At 63.2% G+C, this 17,456-nt stretch carries 12 protein-coding genes; 4 read left to right on the forward strand and 8 right to left on the reverse strand.

The features are described from left to right. Positions 1–56 precede the first annotated feature (56 nt). Positions 57–1,385, reverse strand: coding sequence for a 2-hydroxycarboxylate transporter family protein (locus ACFPTO_RS18950; RefSeq protein WP_377713761.1), 1,329 nt, complete (start codon positions 1,383–1,385; stop codon positions 57–59). 419 nt (positions 1,386–1,804) lie between these two features. Next, positions 1,805–3,820 carry a sigma-54-dependent Fis family transcriptional regulator gene (locus ACFPTO_RS18955; protein WP_377713670.1) on the reverse strand — a complete coding sequence of 672 codons (2,016 nt, stop codon included), beginning with the start codon at positions 3,818–3,820 and terminating at the stop codon, positions 1,805–1,807. 556 nt (positions 3,821–4,376) lie between these two features. Between ACFPTO_RS18955 and ACFPTO_RS18960 the strand changes: the two genes are divergently transcribed. From ACFPTO_RS18960 to ACFPTO_RS18975, 4 genes are all read left to right on the forward strand, one after another. Then, positions 4,377–6,521 carry a hydantoinase/oxoprolinase family protein gene (locus ACFPTO_RS18960; RefSeq protein ID WP_377713672.1) on the forward strand — a complete coding sequence of 715 codons (2,145 nt, stop codon included), beginning with the start codon at positions 4,377–4,379 and terminating at the stop codon, positions 6,519–6,521. Between the two features lie 11 nt (positions 6,522–6,532). Beyond that, the gene (locus ACFPTO_RS18965; RefSeq protein WP_377713674.1) at positions 6,533–8,857 is read left to right on the forward strand and encodes a hydantoinase B/oxoprolinase family protein; all 2,325 of its coding nucleotides are present in this window, start codon (positions 6,533–6,535) and stop codon (positions 8,855–8,857) included. Between the two features lie 23 nt (positions 8,858–8,880). Then, complete coding sequence (locus tag ACFPTO_RS18970) at positions 8,881–9,390, forward strand: acetone carboxylase subunit gamma (protein WP_377713676.1); 510 nt, start codon at positions 8,881–8,883, stop codon at positions 9,388–9,390. Positions 9,391–9,528: 138 nt separating this feature from the next. After that, positions 9,529–11,088, forward strand: coding sequence for a class I adenylate-forming enzyme family protein (locus ACFPTO_RS18975; protein ID WP_377713678.1), 1,560 nt, complete (start codon positions 9,529–9,531; stop codon positions 11,086–11,088). Between the two features lie 139 nt (positions 11,089–11,227). Here the strand turns inward: ACFPTO_RS18975 and ald are convergent, their stop codons facing one another. The 6 genes from ald to ACFPTO_RS19005 form a co-directional block, all read right to left on the reverse strand. After that, positions 11,228–12,343, reverse strand: a complete 1,116-nt coding sequence (gene ald / locus ACFPTO_RS18980) for an alanine dehydrogenase (RefSeq protein ID WP_377713680.1) — start codon at positions 12,341–12,343, stop codon at positions 11,228–11,230. 448 nt (positions 12,344–12,791) lie between these two features. Next, positions 12,792–14,360 carry a methyl-accepting chemotaxis protein gene (locus tag ACFPTO_RS18985; RefSeq protein WP_377713682.1) on the reverse strand — a complete coding sequence of 523 codons (1,569 nt, stop codon included), beginning with the start codon at positions 14,358–14,360 and terminating at the stop codon, positions 12,792–12,794. A gap of 149 nt (positions 14,361–14,509) precedes the next feature. After that, a complete protein-coding gene (locus ACFPTO_RS18990; RefSeq protein WP_377713684.1) occupies positions 14,510–14,806 on the reverse strand; it encodes an EthD family reductase in 297 nt (98 codons plus the stop codon). Between the two features lie 186 nt (positions 14,807–14,992). After that, on the reverse strand, positions 14,993–16,594 hold the full coding sequence (locus tag ACFPTO_RS18995) for an FAD-dependent oxidoreductase (protein WP_377713686.1): 1,602 nt from the start codon (positions 16,592–16,594) through the stop codon (positions 14,993–14,995). 14 nt (positions 16,595–16,608) lie between these two features. Then, positions 16,609–17,202, reverse strand: coding sequence for a hypothetical protein (locus tag ACFPTO_RS19000; protein WP_377713688.1), 594 nt, complete (start codon positions 17,200–17,202; stop codon positions 16,609–16,611). Further along, the gene (locus ACFPTO_RS19005; RefSeq protein ID WP_377713690.1) at positions 17,199–17,399 is read right to left on the reverse strand and encodes a hypothetical protein; all 201 of its coding nucleotides are present in this window, start codon (positions 17,397–17,399) and stop codon (positions 17,199–17,201) included. The genes ACFPTO_RS19000 and ACFPTO_RS19005 overlap by 4 nt, the downstream gene beginning before the upstream one ends. Positions 17,400–17,456: the final 57 nt, after the last annotated feature.

Consider the following 17,456-nt stretch of genomic DNA (forward strand, 5'->3'; position numbering starts at 1 on the left):
GGATACGCGAAAGTCTCACGTCGAATGCGCCGCCGCAAAGGGGCGTGCGACGCACGTCATGCGCCGAAGTGCGCGAGCACGATAAGCGTCACGGTCACGACAATCGCCCCACCAATGCGCGTGGCGATCTGCGCGAACGGCATCAGTTGCATACGGTTCGCCGCGGTAAGGATCGCCACGTCGCCCGTGCCGCCCTGACCGCTATGGCAAGCGTTCACGATTGCGATGTCGATAGGGTACATCTTCATCCGGCGGCCCACCACGAACCCAGTGCCCATGAGCGTCCCGACGGTCGCGGCGATTGTCACGACGTTGGCGAGCGTAAACGCGGCCATGAGCTTGTCCCACGGCGTCATCGCCACGCCGATTGCGAACAGCAGCGGGTAAGTCACCGCGGTCGAGAAGAACTTATAGACGACGAACGCGCCTTCCTGCAGCGGCGGCGAAACCGCGCGCGCGAGCTTCACGAGCACAGCGAGGAACAGCATGGCAACCGGTGCGGGAAGACCGAACAGCTTGTGCGCCATCAAGCCGATCAGGTACAGCGTGATGGCCGTGATGCCGGCTGCGGCGATATGGCTGACGTCCACATGTCCACGGATTGCGTCGTTCGACGACGTCAGTTCGTCGGTTGCGCCCACTTGCAGGCGGCCATTGCCGGTCAGGTGCGGGAGGCGCTTACCCAGCATGTCGAGCATGCCGGAGAGAAGGATCGCGATGAGACTGCCGAGCATCACGGGCGGCAGCACCTGCGCGAACAGGTCGCCATGCGCCACATGCATGATTTCCGAATACCCGACCGAGAGCGGAATCGCACCTTCGCCCACGCCGCCCGCCATGATCGGCACGACGATATAGAGCAGCGTGTGCTTAACGCCGAGGCCGAGCGCCGCGCCAACCGCGGTGCCCACGATCATCGCGGCAACCGTGCCCGCGGCAAGCGGGATGAAAATCTTCAGGAAACCCTGAATCAGCACGCGCCGGTCCATGCTGAGAATGCTGCCGACGATGATCGACGCGATGAAGAGATAGAGGAAGTTGGTTTGCTTCGTGAACTCGACCGTGAGGTGCTTCACCGGCACGGGCAGCACGTGGTAGTACACGAGCGCGGAAGGCACGAAAGTCGCGAGAATCGCGGCGGCGCCGATATTGCGCAGGAGCGGCAGGCGCTTGCCGAGTTCGGCGCACGTGAAGCCGCAAAATGCGAGCACCGCGATCGCCATCGAGATATCTCCGGGCATCTTGCCCGTGACAGCGAAGCCGCCGATCAGCGCGAACAGGATCACGTAGATCGGCAACGGAATGATGCCGATGCGGATTTCCATCAGCTTCCACCAGCCTTCCGGCCAGAAGCGGGTTTGTTTCGTCGAGGACGGCTCGGTGATTGCCGGGGATGAGACGGGGGCTGCCGCGGAGGCGGATACGCTGTTCTGCACGGGATGTCTCCTTCGTTTTCGCTACCGGATTGCTTCGCGTCTCCGGTGCGCTTTGAATAACAGTGCGACCCAAAAAGTCGCAGGGCATCATTGATGCAGCAATCGTGCCAACGTCCGAGCCCCCGATAAAACCGGATCAACCCCTTGATTTATCGACACTTCACGTGTGAAACACCGAACGCAGATTTTCCGCCGATCCGAAAACTCAGAATTGGCACAGCGCGCCGGCTGAGATTTCGGCCAACGAGCCGTCGCGGCTCCCCGGCATGACGCGACCGGTTTGCCATCGGCGCTGGAGCGCAGATGGCAAACCAGCCGGAAGGGCAAAGTCAAGTTGAGTGCGCAAAGAAATGCAGGCACGAAGAGGATCAGGTCGCTCTATCGCGGTTTTCGTTTTTCGGCAGCGATTCGGGTTGAGCACGGATCGCGGCAAGCTTGACGTACAGCGTGCTCCTCGAAATCCCCAGCGCCCGGGCGGCCATGGACATATTCCCGTGAGCATTCGCAATCGCATCGCGTATCGCCTGCCGCTCCATTTCCTTCAGGTTTCCGAATGAAATGGGCATGGCTGTCGAAGCCGACATGTCGGCTGTCCGTGCGATGGCCGGCGGGAGCAGCGACGTATCGATGATGCCGCCTTCGGTCAGCGCGAACATCACCTCGAAGACGTTGCGCAGTTCGCGCACGTTGCCGGGCCAGCTATAGCCGAAAAGCGCCTCGCGCGCATCCGGATCGAGCTGCTTGGGCTCGCAGCCGTACTTGCGCGCCATCTCACGGTTCAGGTGATCGATGATCAGCCCGATGTCCGCGGGACGCTCGCGCAGGGCCGGCAGTTGCAGGCTGACGACGCAGAGACGGTGGTACAGGTCTTCACGAAAACGTCCCGCGGCGACTTCCTTGTCGAGATTCCGGTTCGTCGCCGCGATCAGACGCACCGACACGCGCCGCTCACGCGTATCGCCAAGGCGGACCACGACGCCATCCTGCAGAACGCGCAGCAGATGAGGCTGCATATCCAGCGGCATTTCTCCGATTTCATCGAGAAACAGGGTGCCGCGGTCCGCCTGTTCGAACTTGCCCGGCAGACCGCCTCGGCGCGCACCGGTGAACGCCCCTTCGGCATAGCCGAACAGTTCGCTGGCCAGCAGTTCCCGCGTCAGCGCCCCGCAGTTGACGGCGATGAACGGGCCTTCGGCGCGATGCCCCGCCCGATGCAGCGCGCGTGCGAAAAGCTCCTTCCCGGCGCCGGTTTCGCCGAGCAGCAGGACGGGCAGATCCAGACGGGCGATGCGGCGCGCGCGCGCCTTGGTCGCCTCCAGCGCCTCGCTCTCGCCGATGATGTTGCCAAACGCATCGTCGCCTGCCGGCATCGTCACCGCTGCCGGGGGCAGCGAGACCGCCGTCCGCCTGTTGCCGCCAGCCCCGAGCGGAATCACGAGCATCGTCCCCAGCATGCCGTCGTGATCCGTGACCGGGTGCAGCCATTCGGCGCGGAGCCAATCCGGATACTGGCTGCGCCGGTTCGGCTCCGGCAGGGCAAGGTCGAGCCCCGGCAATGGACTGCCGACCTGTACGGGAAATCGCACGCCATACAGATCGCGCATCGCCTGCGCATCGCCGTTGATGCGCACGACGCGGCCCCGGCCGTCGATCAGCACGACGTAGTCGCTGGCGTAACGGATGAAATTGTCGATCGCACGGGTCAGAAGCCGTTCGTGGAGCGCCGCGTCGCGGCGGCTCAGTTCGCACTCGATCTGCCTCGCGGCGGCCATCACGAGGCCTAGCGTGTGCCCATGAAGCGTTTCCTTGACGCCGGAGACATCCACCACGCCCAGCAAGGTGCGGTCAAAAGGATCGAAAACCGGCGCCGCAGCGCAGGTCCAACGCTTGACGTCCAGGCAGAAGTGCTCATTGGCATGGATCTGAACCGGGGCCGCCATCGCAATGGCGGTGCCGATGGCATTGGTGCCGATGACTTCCTCGTTCCAGCAGCCCCCGGTGGCCAGGTTGATCTCCTCGCCGACGCTGCGCACCCGCGTTTCGCCGTTGAGCTGAAGTATCGTGCCGCTCCGGTCGCCGAGCATGATGAGCGTGCCGCATTCGCGCAGGATGTCGCGCAGATCTTCGAGTGCGGGACGGGCCGCATCGCAGAGATCCTGGTTTTGCCGCTGCAATTGGCGAACATATTCGGCGGCGGTCCCGGGGGCGAAGTGCGTACCCGGATCGACAGCGTCGGAACGGCATCGCTGCCAGGACGCAAGGACGACTTTGCGCACACCGTCCGCGGCGAGCGGCTTGTCCTGCACGAAGCGCTCCCACGCCGACGCCACGACGGGTTCGTCGCCGATGTTGGGAATCAGAGAGTCGCAATGAAAAAACCGCATGGGACGACCATCCTCAAATGATGAGGCGACTGGAGCGTCGCATCATCATCAAGCAGCCAATCTCGTTTACATGAACGGCTTGCGCCGCGCAGTCTGAAAACCGGCCAACGTCACCGCCGGAAGGATCGAACGGGTTCGAACACAGCATCCGTGACTAAACCGATGGGAGAGAACAACCGCGCCGCGCGTGGTTTCAAGCTCGCCCACTACCTCTGCCTGTCTCCGGGCCGCCGCGGCACCGCTAACTCTAACGCGAAAATTCGCCGGATTGCCCCAGGGGCAACCATACCCGGCCAACGCGCGATCGGCGTCCGCACGGCGCTGCAACGAGGCCGGGACGTGTCCGGTTTCCGGACACGTCCGCGTGAGCGTCTGGAATCCGGACGGCGACGGCGAACCGCGCGCGACCGGCGGCGCGTCCAGGACTGGCCCCTAACCCGTTGATTCGAATCACATATCGAGTCCTCCCACCGGTGCCAGGCCGTCCTGGCATATCCATTGCCCTATGTCAGGCGTGGGACACCCCACCATGACCAGAGCAATGACAGGAGGCAATATGCAGGAGCAATCCACCGTACAGGTGATGGGCATCGATGCCGGCGGCACGATGACCGACACCTTCTTCGTCCGCTCGGACGGCCGTTTCGTGGTCGGCAAGGCGCAGAGCAATCCCGGCGACGAATCGCTCGCCATCTTCAACTCGTCGCAGGATGCCCTCACCCACTGGGGCCGGTCCGTCGACGACGTCTACCCCGAACTGGCGACCTGCGTCTATTCCGGCACCGCCATGCTCAACCGCATCCTGATGCGCAAGGGCCTCGACGTCGGCCTGATCTGCAATCGCGGCTTCGAGCAGATCCATTCGATGGGCCGTGCGCTGCAAAGCTATCTCGGCTACGCCCTCGAAGACCGCATTCACCTCAATACGCACCGTTACGACGAACCCCTCGTGCCGGTCTCGCGCACCCGCGGCGTCACCGAGCGCACCGACGTGCAGGGCAAGGTCGTCATCCCGCTGCGCGAAGAGGAGGTGCGCGCGGCCACGCGCGAACTGGTGGAGGCCGGTTCCCAGGCCATCGTCATCTGCCTGCTGCAATCCCACAAGAACGAGGCGAGCGAGCTGCGCGCCCGCGACGTCGTCAAGGACGAACTGAAGAAGCTGAAGGTGGACATCCCCGTTTTCGCGTCGGTCGACTACTACCCGTCGCGCAAGGAAAGCCACCGCATGAACACCACCATCCTCGAAGCCTACGGCGCCGAACCCTCGCGTCAGACGCTGAAAAAGGTCAGCGACCGCTTCAAGAAACACGGCGCCAGGTTCGACCTGCGCGTGATGGCGACGCACGGCGGCACCATCAGCTGGAAAGCCAAGGAACTGGCGCGCACCATCGTCTCCGGCCCGATCGGCGGCGTGATCGGCTCGAAGCTGCTCGGCGAAGCGCTCGGCGACGAGAACATCGCCTGCTCCGACATCGGCGGCACGAGCTTCGACGTGGCCCTGATCACGAAGGGCAACTTCGCGATCAAATCCGATCCCGACATGGCCCGCCTCGTGCTCTCGCTGCCGCTCGTGGCGATGGATTCGGTCGGCGCCGGCGCGGGCAGCTTCGTCCGCCTCGACCCCTACAGCAAATCGATCAAGCTGGGCCCGGACAGCGCGGGCTACCGCGTGGGCACCTGCTGGCCCGAGAGCGGCCTCGACACGGTTTCCGTGTCCGATTGCCACGTCGTGCTCGGCTATCTGAACCCGCAGAACTTCCTCGGCGGCGCGATCAAGCTCGATGTCGAACGCGCGCGCCAGCACATCAAGGCTCAGATCGCCGATCCGCTCGGCCTGTCGGTCGAGGATGCCGCAGCGGGCGTCATCGAGCTGCTCGACCTGACGCTGTCCGAGTACCTGCGCGCCAACATCAGCGCCAAAGGCTACAACCCGGCCGAGTTCACCTGCTTCTCGTACGGCGGCGCCGGCCCGGTTCATACCTACGGCTACACCGGGGGCGTCGGCTTCAAGGACGTCGTCGTGCCCGCCTGGGCAGCCGGCTTCTCGGCCTTCGGCTGCGCCTGCGCCGACTTCGAGTACCGCTACGACAAGTCGGTGGATCTCGGCGTCGCCCAGCACGCTCCGGCCGCGGACAAGGAAACCGCCTGCAAGACCCTGCAGGAAGCGTGGGGCGAGCTGGCCGTCAAGGTCATCGACGAGTTCGTCCTCAACGGCTACAAGGCCGAAGACGTGCTGCTGATCCCCGGCTACAAGATGCAGTACATGGGTCAGCTCAACGACCTCGAAATCGTTTCGCCGGTCGCCCGCGCCGCCAGCGCCTCCGACTGGGACCAGATCGTCGAGGCATTCGAGAACACCTACGGCCGGGTTTATGCCAGCTCCGCCCGCTCGCCGGAACTGGGCTTCTCGATCACCGGCGCCATCCTGCGCGGCACCGTCGTGACCCAGAAGCCGGTGCTGCCCGAAGATCCGGACGCCGGTCCGACGCCGCCGAAGGAGGCTTACCTCGGCACCCGTCCTTTCTATCGCCATAAGCGGTGGGTCGATGCCGCGCTCTGGAAGATGGAGGCGCTGAAGGCCGGCAATCACATCGTCGGCCCGGCCATCATCGAATCGGACGCCACGACCTTCGTGGTACCGGACGGTTTCGAGACGACGGTCGACAAGCACCGCCTGTTCCACCTTAAAGAAGCGAAGTAAGGAGACAAGCCATGAACGTATTGAGCAACAAGGAGCTCGGCCTTGCCGACCTGCTGAAGACCGGCCAGACGCTCAAGCAGTACCGCGACGGCATCATCGAGCGCACGAAGGCCACCGGACACTACAACGGCCTCGACAAACTGGAATTCCGCGACGGCGACCCGATCGGCTACGAAAAGCTGTTCTCGAAGCTGCGCGGCGGCCTGGTGCATGCGCGCGAAACCGCCAAGAAGATCGCCGCGAGCCCGATCGTCGAGCAGGAGGGTGAACTCTGCTTCACGCTGTACAACGCCGCGGGCGACTGCGTGCTCACGTCGACGGGGATCATCATCCACGTCGGCACGATGGGCGCGGCGATCAAGTACATGATCGAGAACAACTGGGAAGCCAACCCCGGCATCAACCCCGGCGACATGTTCACGACCAACGACTGCGCCATCGGCAACGTTCACCCCTGCGACATCGCCACCATCGTGCCGATTTTCTGGGAGGACCGGTTGATCGGCTGGGTCGGCGGGGTCACGCACGTCATCGACACGGGCTCGGTAACGCCGGGTTCGATGTCCACCGGGCAGACCCAGCGCTTCGGCGACGGCTACATGATCACCTGCCGCAAGACCGGCGTGAACGACGAACCGCTGCGCGACTGGCTGCACGAGTCGCAGCGCTCCGTTCGCACGCCGAAATACTGGATTCTCGACGAGAAAACCCGCATCGCCGGGTGTCACATGATCCGCGAACTCGTGGAGGACGTGATCCGCGCCGACGGCATCGAGGCTTACGAGAAGTTCGCGTTCGAAGTCATCGAAGAGGGACGCCGCGGCCTCGTCAGCCGCATCAAGGCCATGACCCTGCCGGGCAAGTATCGCAAGGTCTCCTTCGTCGACGTGCCCTTCAAGCACCCGGACGTGCAGGTCTCGAACGCCTTCGCCAAGCTCGACTCGATCATGCACTCGCCGTGCGAGATGACCATCCGCCCGGACGGCAAGTGGCGTCTCGACTTCGAGGGTGCGAGCCGCTGGGGCTGGCATACGTTCAACGCGCACCAGGTGGCCTTCACGTCCGGCATCTGGGTGATGATGTCGCAGACCCTGGTGCCGACCCAGCGCATCAACGACGGCGCCTACTACGCCACCGAGTTTCGTCTTCCCAAGGGCACCTGGTGCAACCCCGACGATCGCCGCACGGGCCACGCCTATGCCTGGCACTTCCTCGTCTCCGGCTGGGCGGCGCTGTGGCGCGGCCTCTCGCAGGCGTACTTCAGCCGCGGCTACCTTGAGGAAGTCAACGCGGGCAACGCCAACACGTCGAACTGGCTGCAAGGCGGCGGCATCAACCAGGACGGCGAGATCCACGCCGTCAACAGCTTCGAGGCCAGCTCCTGCGGTACCGGTGCCTGCGCGATCAAGGACGGCCTCAACCACGCCGCCGCGATCTGGAATCCGGAAGGCGACATGGGCGACATCGAGATCTGGGAGATGGCCGAGCCGCTGCTCTACCTCGGCCGCAACGTCAAGTCCAACTCCGGCGGCTACGGCAAGTACCGCGGCGGCTGCGGCTTCGAGACGCTGCGCATGGTCTGGAACGCGCAGGACTGGACCATGTTCTTCATGGGCAACGGCTTCATGAACAGCGACTGGGGCTTGATGGGCGGCTACCCGTCCGCGACGGGCTATCGCTTCGAGGCCCACCAGACGGGGCTTGACAAGCGCATCGCGATCGGCGATTCCCTGCCGCTCGGCGGCGACATCGATCCGGGCAACCCCGATTACGAACGCCACATCGACGCCACCGCGCAGGTCAAGCGCGACAAGCAGTGCATCACCACTGAGGACTGCTATGCCAATCACGACCTCTACCTCAACTATCTGCGCGGCGGCCCCGGCTTCGGCGACCCGATCGACCGCGATCCCAAGGCCATCGAGGCGGATCTCAACCAGAAATTCCTGCTGCCGGAATACGCGCAGAAGGTATATGGCGCCGTCTTCGAACAGGACGGGAAAGGCGTGTTCACCGTGGATGCCACGAAGACTGCGGAGCGCCGCGGCAAGATGCGCGTGGAGCGCCTCGCCCGCTCGCTGCCGACGCGCGAATGGATGAAAGAGGAACGCGAACGCATCCTGAGCAAGCATGCCGCCCTCCCGGTGCAGCACATGTTCGCCACGAGCTTCGCGCTGTCCGAAAAATTCACCCGCGAGTTCAAGGCGTTCTGGAGCTTGCCCGACGACTGGCAACTGCTGGAGGACGAACTCGGCGTGCCGTCCTATGGCTCCAGACACCGCATGGACCTGTCGCTTCTGCCCGACGTCACCACCGTCGTCCAGGTCGAAGAGTAATCACCGAATCGAGGAATCGAAACATGTCTACCTACACCAACGAACAGGTCAGCCACCTCGTCGAAGGCACGCTGGACTGGGAAACCACCTTCCGCATGCTGTCCATGCCCAAGGACGACAGCCGCTTCGAGCAGTACCTCGCGGCCCTGCAGGCCAAGGTCGGCTTTCCGGACCGCATCGTTCTGCCGCTGGGGCCGCATCTGTACATCGTGCAGTCGGCCAAAACGAAGCAGTGGGTGACGCAGTGCGACTGCGGACACGCCTTCTGCGACTACCGTGAGAACTGGAAGTTGCATGCCGCCATCTACGTGCGCGACACGGAAGAGTCGATGACCGAGGTCTATCCGAAGCTGATGGCCCCGGACACCCAGTGGCAGGTGTATCGTGAGTACTATTGCCCGCAGTGCGGCGTCATGCACGACGTCGAGGCGCCAACGCCGTGGTATCCGGTGATCCATGACTTCGAGCCGGACATCGAAGCGTTCTACAAGGAATGGGTCAACCTGCCGGTGCCGGAGCGCGCCGCGGACTAGCGCCGCTTGCGCAAGGGGAGCGGGCATAGCCTGCTCCCCTGTTGCAACGAAGACGGCGGCGATTTGTGCAACTCGACGCTCGCGTGCCTATCGTCGCCTCCGTGCACCAAAGGCTCCTCGCACGAAACAAGACTGGACATGAACCCCAACCTCGCACACACGCTCGTTCTCGCGGCCGAGGCCAGCCCCGATCGGGTTGCAGTCTTTCATGGCGCGGGCACGTTCGCCACCTTCGCCGAACTCGCCGACCGCGCCGCGCGTGGCGCCCATGGCCTGCGCGAGCAACTCGGGCTCAGCGCCGGAGACCGGGTCGCCCTGGTCATGAAGAACTGCCCTCAATACGTCGAACTGCTGTACGCAATCTGGCACGCCGGCCTTTGTGCCGTGCCGGTCAATGCAAAGCTGCACGCGAGCGAAGTCCGCCACATCGTGGCGGATAGCGGCGCCCGCGTCTGTTTCGTCAATAGCGCCCAGAACTTTCCCGACACCGTGACCATTGTTGCTGGCTCAACGGAATACCGCAGCCTCTTTGCGACGCCGGGCATGCCGTTGGCCACCGTCGACAGCAATACCATGGCATGGCTTTTTTACACCAGTGGAACGACGGGCAAGCCCAAAGGCGTCATGCTCTCGCACGGTAACCTGGCTGCCATGTCGCGGGCCTATTCCAGCGCTGTCGCCCGGATCACGCCGGGCGGCTGCCTGATCCACGTGGCGCCGATGTCCCATGGCTCGGGACTTTATGTCATCCCTTACCTCGCCAACGGTGCGAGCCGGGTCATTCCGCTCTCAGGCGGCTTCGACGCAGCCGAGCTGGCCGGTCTCATCGCGGCGCACAGGCATCCGGGCTTTTTTGCGGCGCCGACCATCCTTAACCGCCTGGTCGAACATGTGCGGCGAACCGGGGCTGATCTGTCCAATCTCGCGGTCGTCGTCTGCGGCGGCGCACCGCTCTACCTCGAAGACGAAATTGCCGCACTCGACTGTCTCGGTGCGAGGATCGCCCAGATCTATGGTCAAGGCGAAAGCCCCATGACCATCACCGCACAGGCGCCTGCGGAGATTGCAGCCGCCCATGCCGATGGCGACCTCAAGGCGTTGTCGTCGGTCGGACGCCCCTTGCCCGACGTCGAAGTTCGAATCGCCGATGCCGAAGACCGCCCTGTGCCGTCGGGCGAAATCGGCGAGGTGCTCGTGCGCGGCCCCGCCGTCATGCAAGGTTACTGGAACAACGCGCCCGCCAGTGCCGCGACGCTTCGCAACGGCTGGCTGCACACCGGCGATGTCGGGTGCCTGGACGAGCACGGCCGGCTCGTACTAAAAGACCGCAGCAAGGACGTGATCATCAGCGGAGGCTCCAATGTCTATCCCCGTGAGGTGGAAGATGTGCTGCTTGCGCATCCCGCGGTGAGCGAGGTTTCCGTGCTCGGGCGCAGTCATCCTGAGTGGGGAGAAGAAGTGGTCGCCATCGTGGTGCCGATCGCGGGGGCCCAATTGAGCGCCCCGGAGCTCGACCAATGGTGCCTCGACCGCATTGCCCGCTTCAAGCGTCCGAGAGCCTACCTGTTCGTCGAAGCTTTGCCGAAGAACAGCACCGGTAAAGTGGTCAAGACGGCGTTGCGCGACCTCCTGGCCCGATCCGGACCGGAAGACAACGCGAACGCCAGGACCTGGCGCTGGAGCCTGGCCGGACAGTGAGTCCGTGAAGAACCGAAAAAAAGCCAGCATGTGCCCTCCGTCAAAGACACATGCTGGCCGCAGATCATCGACAGTATCGCAACTGCCCCGGTGCGCTTCAGCTGCAAGAAGTGCGTGAATCAGATGCGATTCACACCCGTCAGCCGAGCACCTCGCTCGCCGGTACATACGGGTAGCCAAGATCTCTTGCCACCGCTTCGTATGTCACCTTGCCCTCGCAGACGTTCAATCCATGACTCAGATGCACGTCGTCTACGAGTGCTTTCTTCCATCCCTTGTCAGCCAGGGAGATCGCGTGACCAATGGTTGCATTGTTCAGCGCAAAGGTTGAGGTTCGCGCGACGGCGCCGGGCATGTTGGCCACGCAATAGTGGACTACTCCGTCGACGAGGTACGTGGGGTCCGCATGGGTCGTTGCGTGCGACGTCTCGAAGCAGCCCCCCTGGTCGATCGCCACATCGACCACGACCGAACCTGCCTTCATCTGTCCGATCATGCTTCGCGTAACCAGTTTGGGCGCAGCGGCCCCGGGAATCAGCACGCCGCCAATCACGAGATCCGCGTTCGCCACATTCTCCTCGATGACCTGTGCATTCGAGTACAAGGTGCGAATGCGGTTTCCGTAGACAAGATCGAGCTGCCGCAAGCGATCGATATTCTTGTCGAGCACCGTCACCCTCGCGCCAACGCCGACCGCCATCTGCAAGGCGTTGGTCCCGACCACGCCCGCGCCGATGATGACCACATCGGCAGGCGCCACACCGGGCACGCCTCCAAGCAGCAGGCCCTGGCCGCCTTTGGACTTCTCCAGATGCGCGGCGCCGGCCTGAATTGCCATGCGGCCAGCCACTTCGCTCATCGGCGCGAGCAAGGGCAACCCGCCGCCCGCCGACGTAATGGTTTCATATGCGACGCAGACGGCACCCGATTTCACCAGCGCCGCGGTTTGCTCCGGATCCGGCGCGAGGTGCAGGTAGGTGTACAGGATCTGGCCGGCACGCAGCATGCCGCACTCGACTGGCTGGGGCTCCTTGACTTTGACGATCATGTCCGCGCGAGCAAATATTTCCGCCGCGCCGTCGCACATCACAGCCCCGGCGGCACGATATGCATCGTCGGACAGACCGATCGCCGTGCCGGCCGACGTCTGCACCACGACCTGATGCCCACGTGCAGTCAGTTCGCGCACGCTTGCCGGGATCAAACCAACGCGATACTCGTGATTCTTGATTTCCTTTGGAACGCCAATCAGCATTTTGTCTCTCCTCGATATGGAGATGCCCCACCCATTCAGGGATCGGGACACCGGGACTTGCCTTTGTCCGGCGAGCTTTATAGCTTTGTCGACGTTTCGTATAACGAATAAATTAGCTACTGCCGAAGCGTCGTATGGCCGTCGACAGGCGCGTTGCAGACATCGGCGATCGTAAAGATGGCCACAGATACGCGCAGTCTTTAAACGCGTCAGGACTTTATGCTGCGGTCCGCGCGAATTTCTTGTTCTGCGCCCATGCTAGTTCAACCACAGTAGCTGACATAACTGTTTTTCTCGTGAAAGCAGTATTTTTTCCTGTTTAAAGGATCCCGGCTTGGACTAGCGCAAGCCGCCGTCTGTTCACGCATCGACTGCCGGTTGCGCTGAAAACTGAACGCGCCATCGCCAGCGCACGCGCGATCTTCGCCATGCGGTCCATTGGCGATGTTCAGGCCGACGACGGTTCCGTTTGCGAATGGATCTCGAATACGGCAATGGCGCGCCGCTGGGCGGCCACCTGCGCGTTCAGCGAGGCCGCCGCATCTGCCGCCTGTTGAACGACCACCGCGTTCTTGCGAATCACCTGGTCCATACGACTCACGGCCTCGTTGACCTGCCCGATTCCCCCGTGCTGTTCTTCTGAAGCGTCGAAGATGTTGCCGTTGATCTCAACCACGCGCTTGATTGCCCCGCGAACGTCCACCATCGCCTGCACGACGTGGTCAGCGTGCACGGCGCCCCCGGAAATCGCCTCGGCCGAGGTCCGGACCAGAACCTTGATCTCCTTCGCTGCGATAGCTGCGCGCTGCGCGAGGCTACGGACTTCTCCGGCGACAACCGCAAAACCCCTCCCGTGCTCGCCCGCGCGCGCAGCCTCAACAGCCGCATTCAGCGCCAGAATGTTGGTCTGAAACGCGATTCCTTCGATGAGCGCGGTAATCTCCACGATCTTCGCCGAGCTTGCGGAGATGTTGTCCATCGTGCCTCTCATCTGCTCGACTGCGGCCATACTGGTATCGGCCGCGCGGGACGTCGCATTGGCAAACTCCGCTGCCTGGCGAACGTGATCCGAGTTACGTCGGACCGACAGGATGAGTTCGTCCATGCGTGCCGCCGTTTCCTCGATCGACGCGGCTTGCCGCCTCACGCCTGCTGACAGATCGGTGCTACCGTCGGCTATCTGGCTGGATGCATTCAGAATTGCGTCGCTTGATACCTTGATCGTCTGAACGGTCCTTGCGAGATGTCCGTCCATCGCCTGGAGCGCCAGGAGCAACTGCGCGAACTCACCGCGCAAGCTGATCCCCTCGGCGTCACCCAGCCGGCCTTCGGCGATTCGCCGGGCTACGCCAAGTGCGGCCTTCAAGGGACGCGTAATCGCCCATACCAGCCACGCGGTCGCGGCACAGGCGGCTGCCATACCCAGAACGATTGCGCCAAGCACCGTCCATCGCAATGTGTTGAACGTGGCGTTGCCCCGTTCAGCCAACTGCCGCGCCTGCCTCGCGCTCAACGCAACGTCGCGACCGATCGCGTCGGACACCGCATCGCCGATCTCCGTGAGTTCATCGATCGTGAATGCCGCCGTGTCCAGATTTCCGCCGCGCAGCACCGAGACAACGTCGTCCGACTGCGTCCGGAAGACCGCGAGCTTCTTCGCCACCTGATCAGCCAGCCGGCGCTCGTCGGGCGTGGCAATCTTCGCCGGGTAATAGTCATGCCAGGCCCGATCGAGCTTTTGCTGTTCTTCGCCGATGCTTGCGACGAGCTCTGCAGCCTTATCCTGGTCATGCAGCGCCTGGATGTAACGCATCTGAAGACGAATCTTCAGCGCGGCCGCCTGTACCGCGGCAAGATCTTCGATTGCCACCGTGCTCACCGAATACATGCTGCCCATATCCGCGCTGAGCCTGGCGAGACCGAGAAGGCCCATCAAACCAATGGCCGCCATCAGCGCGACACAAACGCCCAGCGCCAGCATGATCTTGAACCGGATCGTGCCTGTGAATGCCCTCATTCGACAAATCCTTTAATCCATTAGCAACTTCCAGAGGAATGCGAATCAGCCTATCTCATAGGGCAAGTTGATTCTTCACGCTGGCATCGGTCGTCGCAAGGATTGCCGGCCTGACGGCAATGGCGAAGTCAGGCCAGCCGCGTAATCGGTCAGTCGTCCGCGCAGAACATCGTCGGCGTGATATTGGTGAAGTTCTTCACATCGCCAATGATCTCAGCGGTTTTGGCCGACGAAAGAGCCGCATTGATTGCGACCGGATCGATGAAACGCAGTATCGCTACGCATGCGAAGGGCTGCTGACCGGGTGATGGAAACAGGACCTCGGCTGATTGCAGGCCAAACTCACTCCACGCAGAGCGGACAAGTGGAGCATGGGTCGAAAGGTAGTACTCGCGGTCAAACGTCCCGCCTTCGGTGCTCGGGTAGCTCACGATCAGAGTAGTCATATTCGGTTCCGTGTTGAGATGTGTCTGGGCGTTGCATTAGGTGGATGCGCGCGATTCGTTTGAATGGCGTGCGGCGTGAATTGCACGCTTGCGCGAACAACATCGCATACGCGATCGACGCGGCAGGAGCGTCCGCGGCATCGGCCAGGCTGCGGACGCTCCTGCGTGTCACTGGCGCACTGCCGGTCAGCTCACTGACGAACCCGGCAGATCGGCCAGCTTCTTGCCAAGCGCCGCAGCCACATGGGAAGCAGCGATATAGCTAAAGCTCATGATCGTCTCGCTCGGGTCCACCGCGGGCCCGATCGGGAACACCGAAGGATCGGACACGAACAGGTTGTCGAACCCGTGCACGCGATGGCTGGAATCGGTCACCGAGGTCCTCGGGTCCGTGCCCATGCGGCAGCCGCCGAACGGATGGGCCCCACCGAGGAACAGGCTGCCAGGCTTGATCTCGATGTTGTCGATGAGACCGATCTGGTCCACCGACTTGAGCTCCGTGCGGCGCATGTCGGGAATCATCACCTTGGAGGCGCCGGCCTTGAAGAGGATGGTCGAGATCTTCTTCAGCATGTCGCGGAGCATCTTCTGCGTGGTGGGGCCATATGGATACGACAGATCGCGCTGCCCCCTGGAGTCGAGCCGGATTTCGCCGAGTTCGTCGGGATGGTCGTCGACAATGCCGATCGCGCCGCCCACGTGCGAGAAGTTCTCCATCCAGTCGGCGCCGGCGGCGTCGAAGCCGCCGATCGAGTACCCCAACATGGCGGGATGGAGCTGGTCGGGCACCAGCAGATAGCCGCCTTCGACGTATTTGCCGTTGGCGTCGTAGCGGGCACGGCTGAAGCCATCCACGCCAAAGCAGGCCGGGGGCTTGCGCCACATGACGATCGGCTCATTGAACATGGCGTGTGCGAACCCGACCGGATTCATGCCAAAGTGCTTGCCCAGCGCCGGCAGCGAGTCGCGCAGGCGAGGCTGCGACAGCATGAAGGTCGGCGTGTTGAAGCCGCCCGTCGCAACGACGAAGTGCTTGGCCTTCACCGTCACCTTCTTGCCGCTGGGCCGGTTGCGCCGGCGGTCGATCACGCTGGCCGACAGTTGCGTCACGCGATTGCCGTCGAAGGTGAACTCATCGGCCCTCAGGTCCGCATAGACGCGCGCGCCCAGCGCCATCGCCGACGGCAGGCTGGTGACAAGCTGGCTCTGCTTGGCGTTGACCGCGCAGCCCTGCATGCAATGGCCCGAGCCCGCGCAGCCGTTCCTCGCCTGCTTGATCGGCATGCTCTGCCAGCCGAGCGCCTGCACCGCGTCGCGGAACAGCTCGTTCATGCGGTTGTGGTATTTCGGATCCATCTCGGCGATGTGCAGGCGCCGCTCGATGTCGTCGAAGATCGGCGCGAGATCCCTGGCGCTGTGCCCCGTGACGCCATAGTGCTCGCTCCACAGCGCCAGACGGTCGTCCGGCGTGCGAAAGCTGTCGGCCCAATAGTGCACCGAGGTGCCGCCGACCAGTTCGCCATAGTACAAATACGTCGAGCCATCGGTCGAGGAAGCAAGGCCGCGCTCGGCATCGACCTTGCCGGACTGGTTCAGCTCGCGATTGTCGAAGGTCGACGCCGGATAATAGCCGCCTTTCTCCAGGACCACCGTGTCGATGCCCGCTTCGGCGAGCTTGTAGGCCATGGTGGCGCCGCCGCAGCCGGATCCGAGCACGCACACCTCGGCGGTGATCGTGTCGAGCGTGCCGTAGTCGGTGTATTCGTAGGGTTTCGTCGTTGCTGTCATGTTGCGCTCCATCCTCAGTCTTGTGACTTGCGGCCGACCAGCTCAGCGTAGTACACGCGCTGCTCGCTGCGTTTTTCCGGCAGGTTCATGAACGGGCCGTCATAGCCGATGGCATTCCAGCTCGATGGATGGCCGTAGTAGTACCAGCGCATCATCGCAGGCAGACTGAAGATGACGACGCGCTGGGCGTCGTCGGTGGTGTCGCTGGCCTCGATGAGGAACTTGCGGCGATCAGCCAGCGAGAGGCGCGAGAAGCGTGACATGTAGCCCTTGGCCAGCGGCAGCATCTCGAGCATGTAGAACGCGGCACGCAGGTCGCTGCTGATGCCGTCGCTGACGAAATACATCTCCTCGTCCATGCGCGTCACGATCTCGGCCTGCTCGACGCTCGGAAATCCTGGGCGATCCGGCACGCTGACCTCGGCCAGCGTGTGCACGATGTCGGCCAGGTGGCCGTCAAGCGACAGCAGCTTGCCGTAGCGTTCACGATAGCGATTCGTCATCGTGAGATAGCCGAAGCCACCGGATGCCACTGCAACAGCGCCGCCGATACCGAGCAACGTCAACTTGAGAAAGCGCCGCTTCGCGAAAAAGTTTGTGGTATTCACGCCTTGCCCTCCAACTTGAATGGCCGACCGGCCGGGATCGAATCGTCCTTGTTTGCGGCCTTCCCGGCACCGAACGGCGTCAGTTCGTTTCCCGGCTTTGCAGCCTCCTGTGCTGACACTGTGGCCTGGACGCTGCTGAATGCGAACGCGCGTAAACCGGCGACCACACTAGCGCGCCCATTGATGCTTTGCTTCATGGCGCAGTCTTCCTCCAAAAATATCGATGCCGCCTTGCTGAGCGCGGCTTTATTGAA

Source organism: Paraburkholderia denitrificans (assembly GCF_042655705.1).
GTDB lineage: Bacteria > Pseudomonadota > Gammaproteobacteria > Burkholderiales > Burkholderiaceae > Paraburkholderia > Paraburkholderia denitrificans.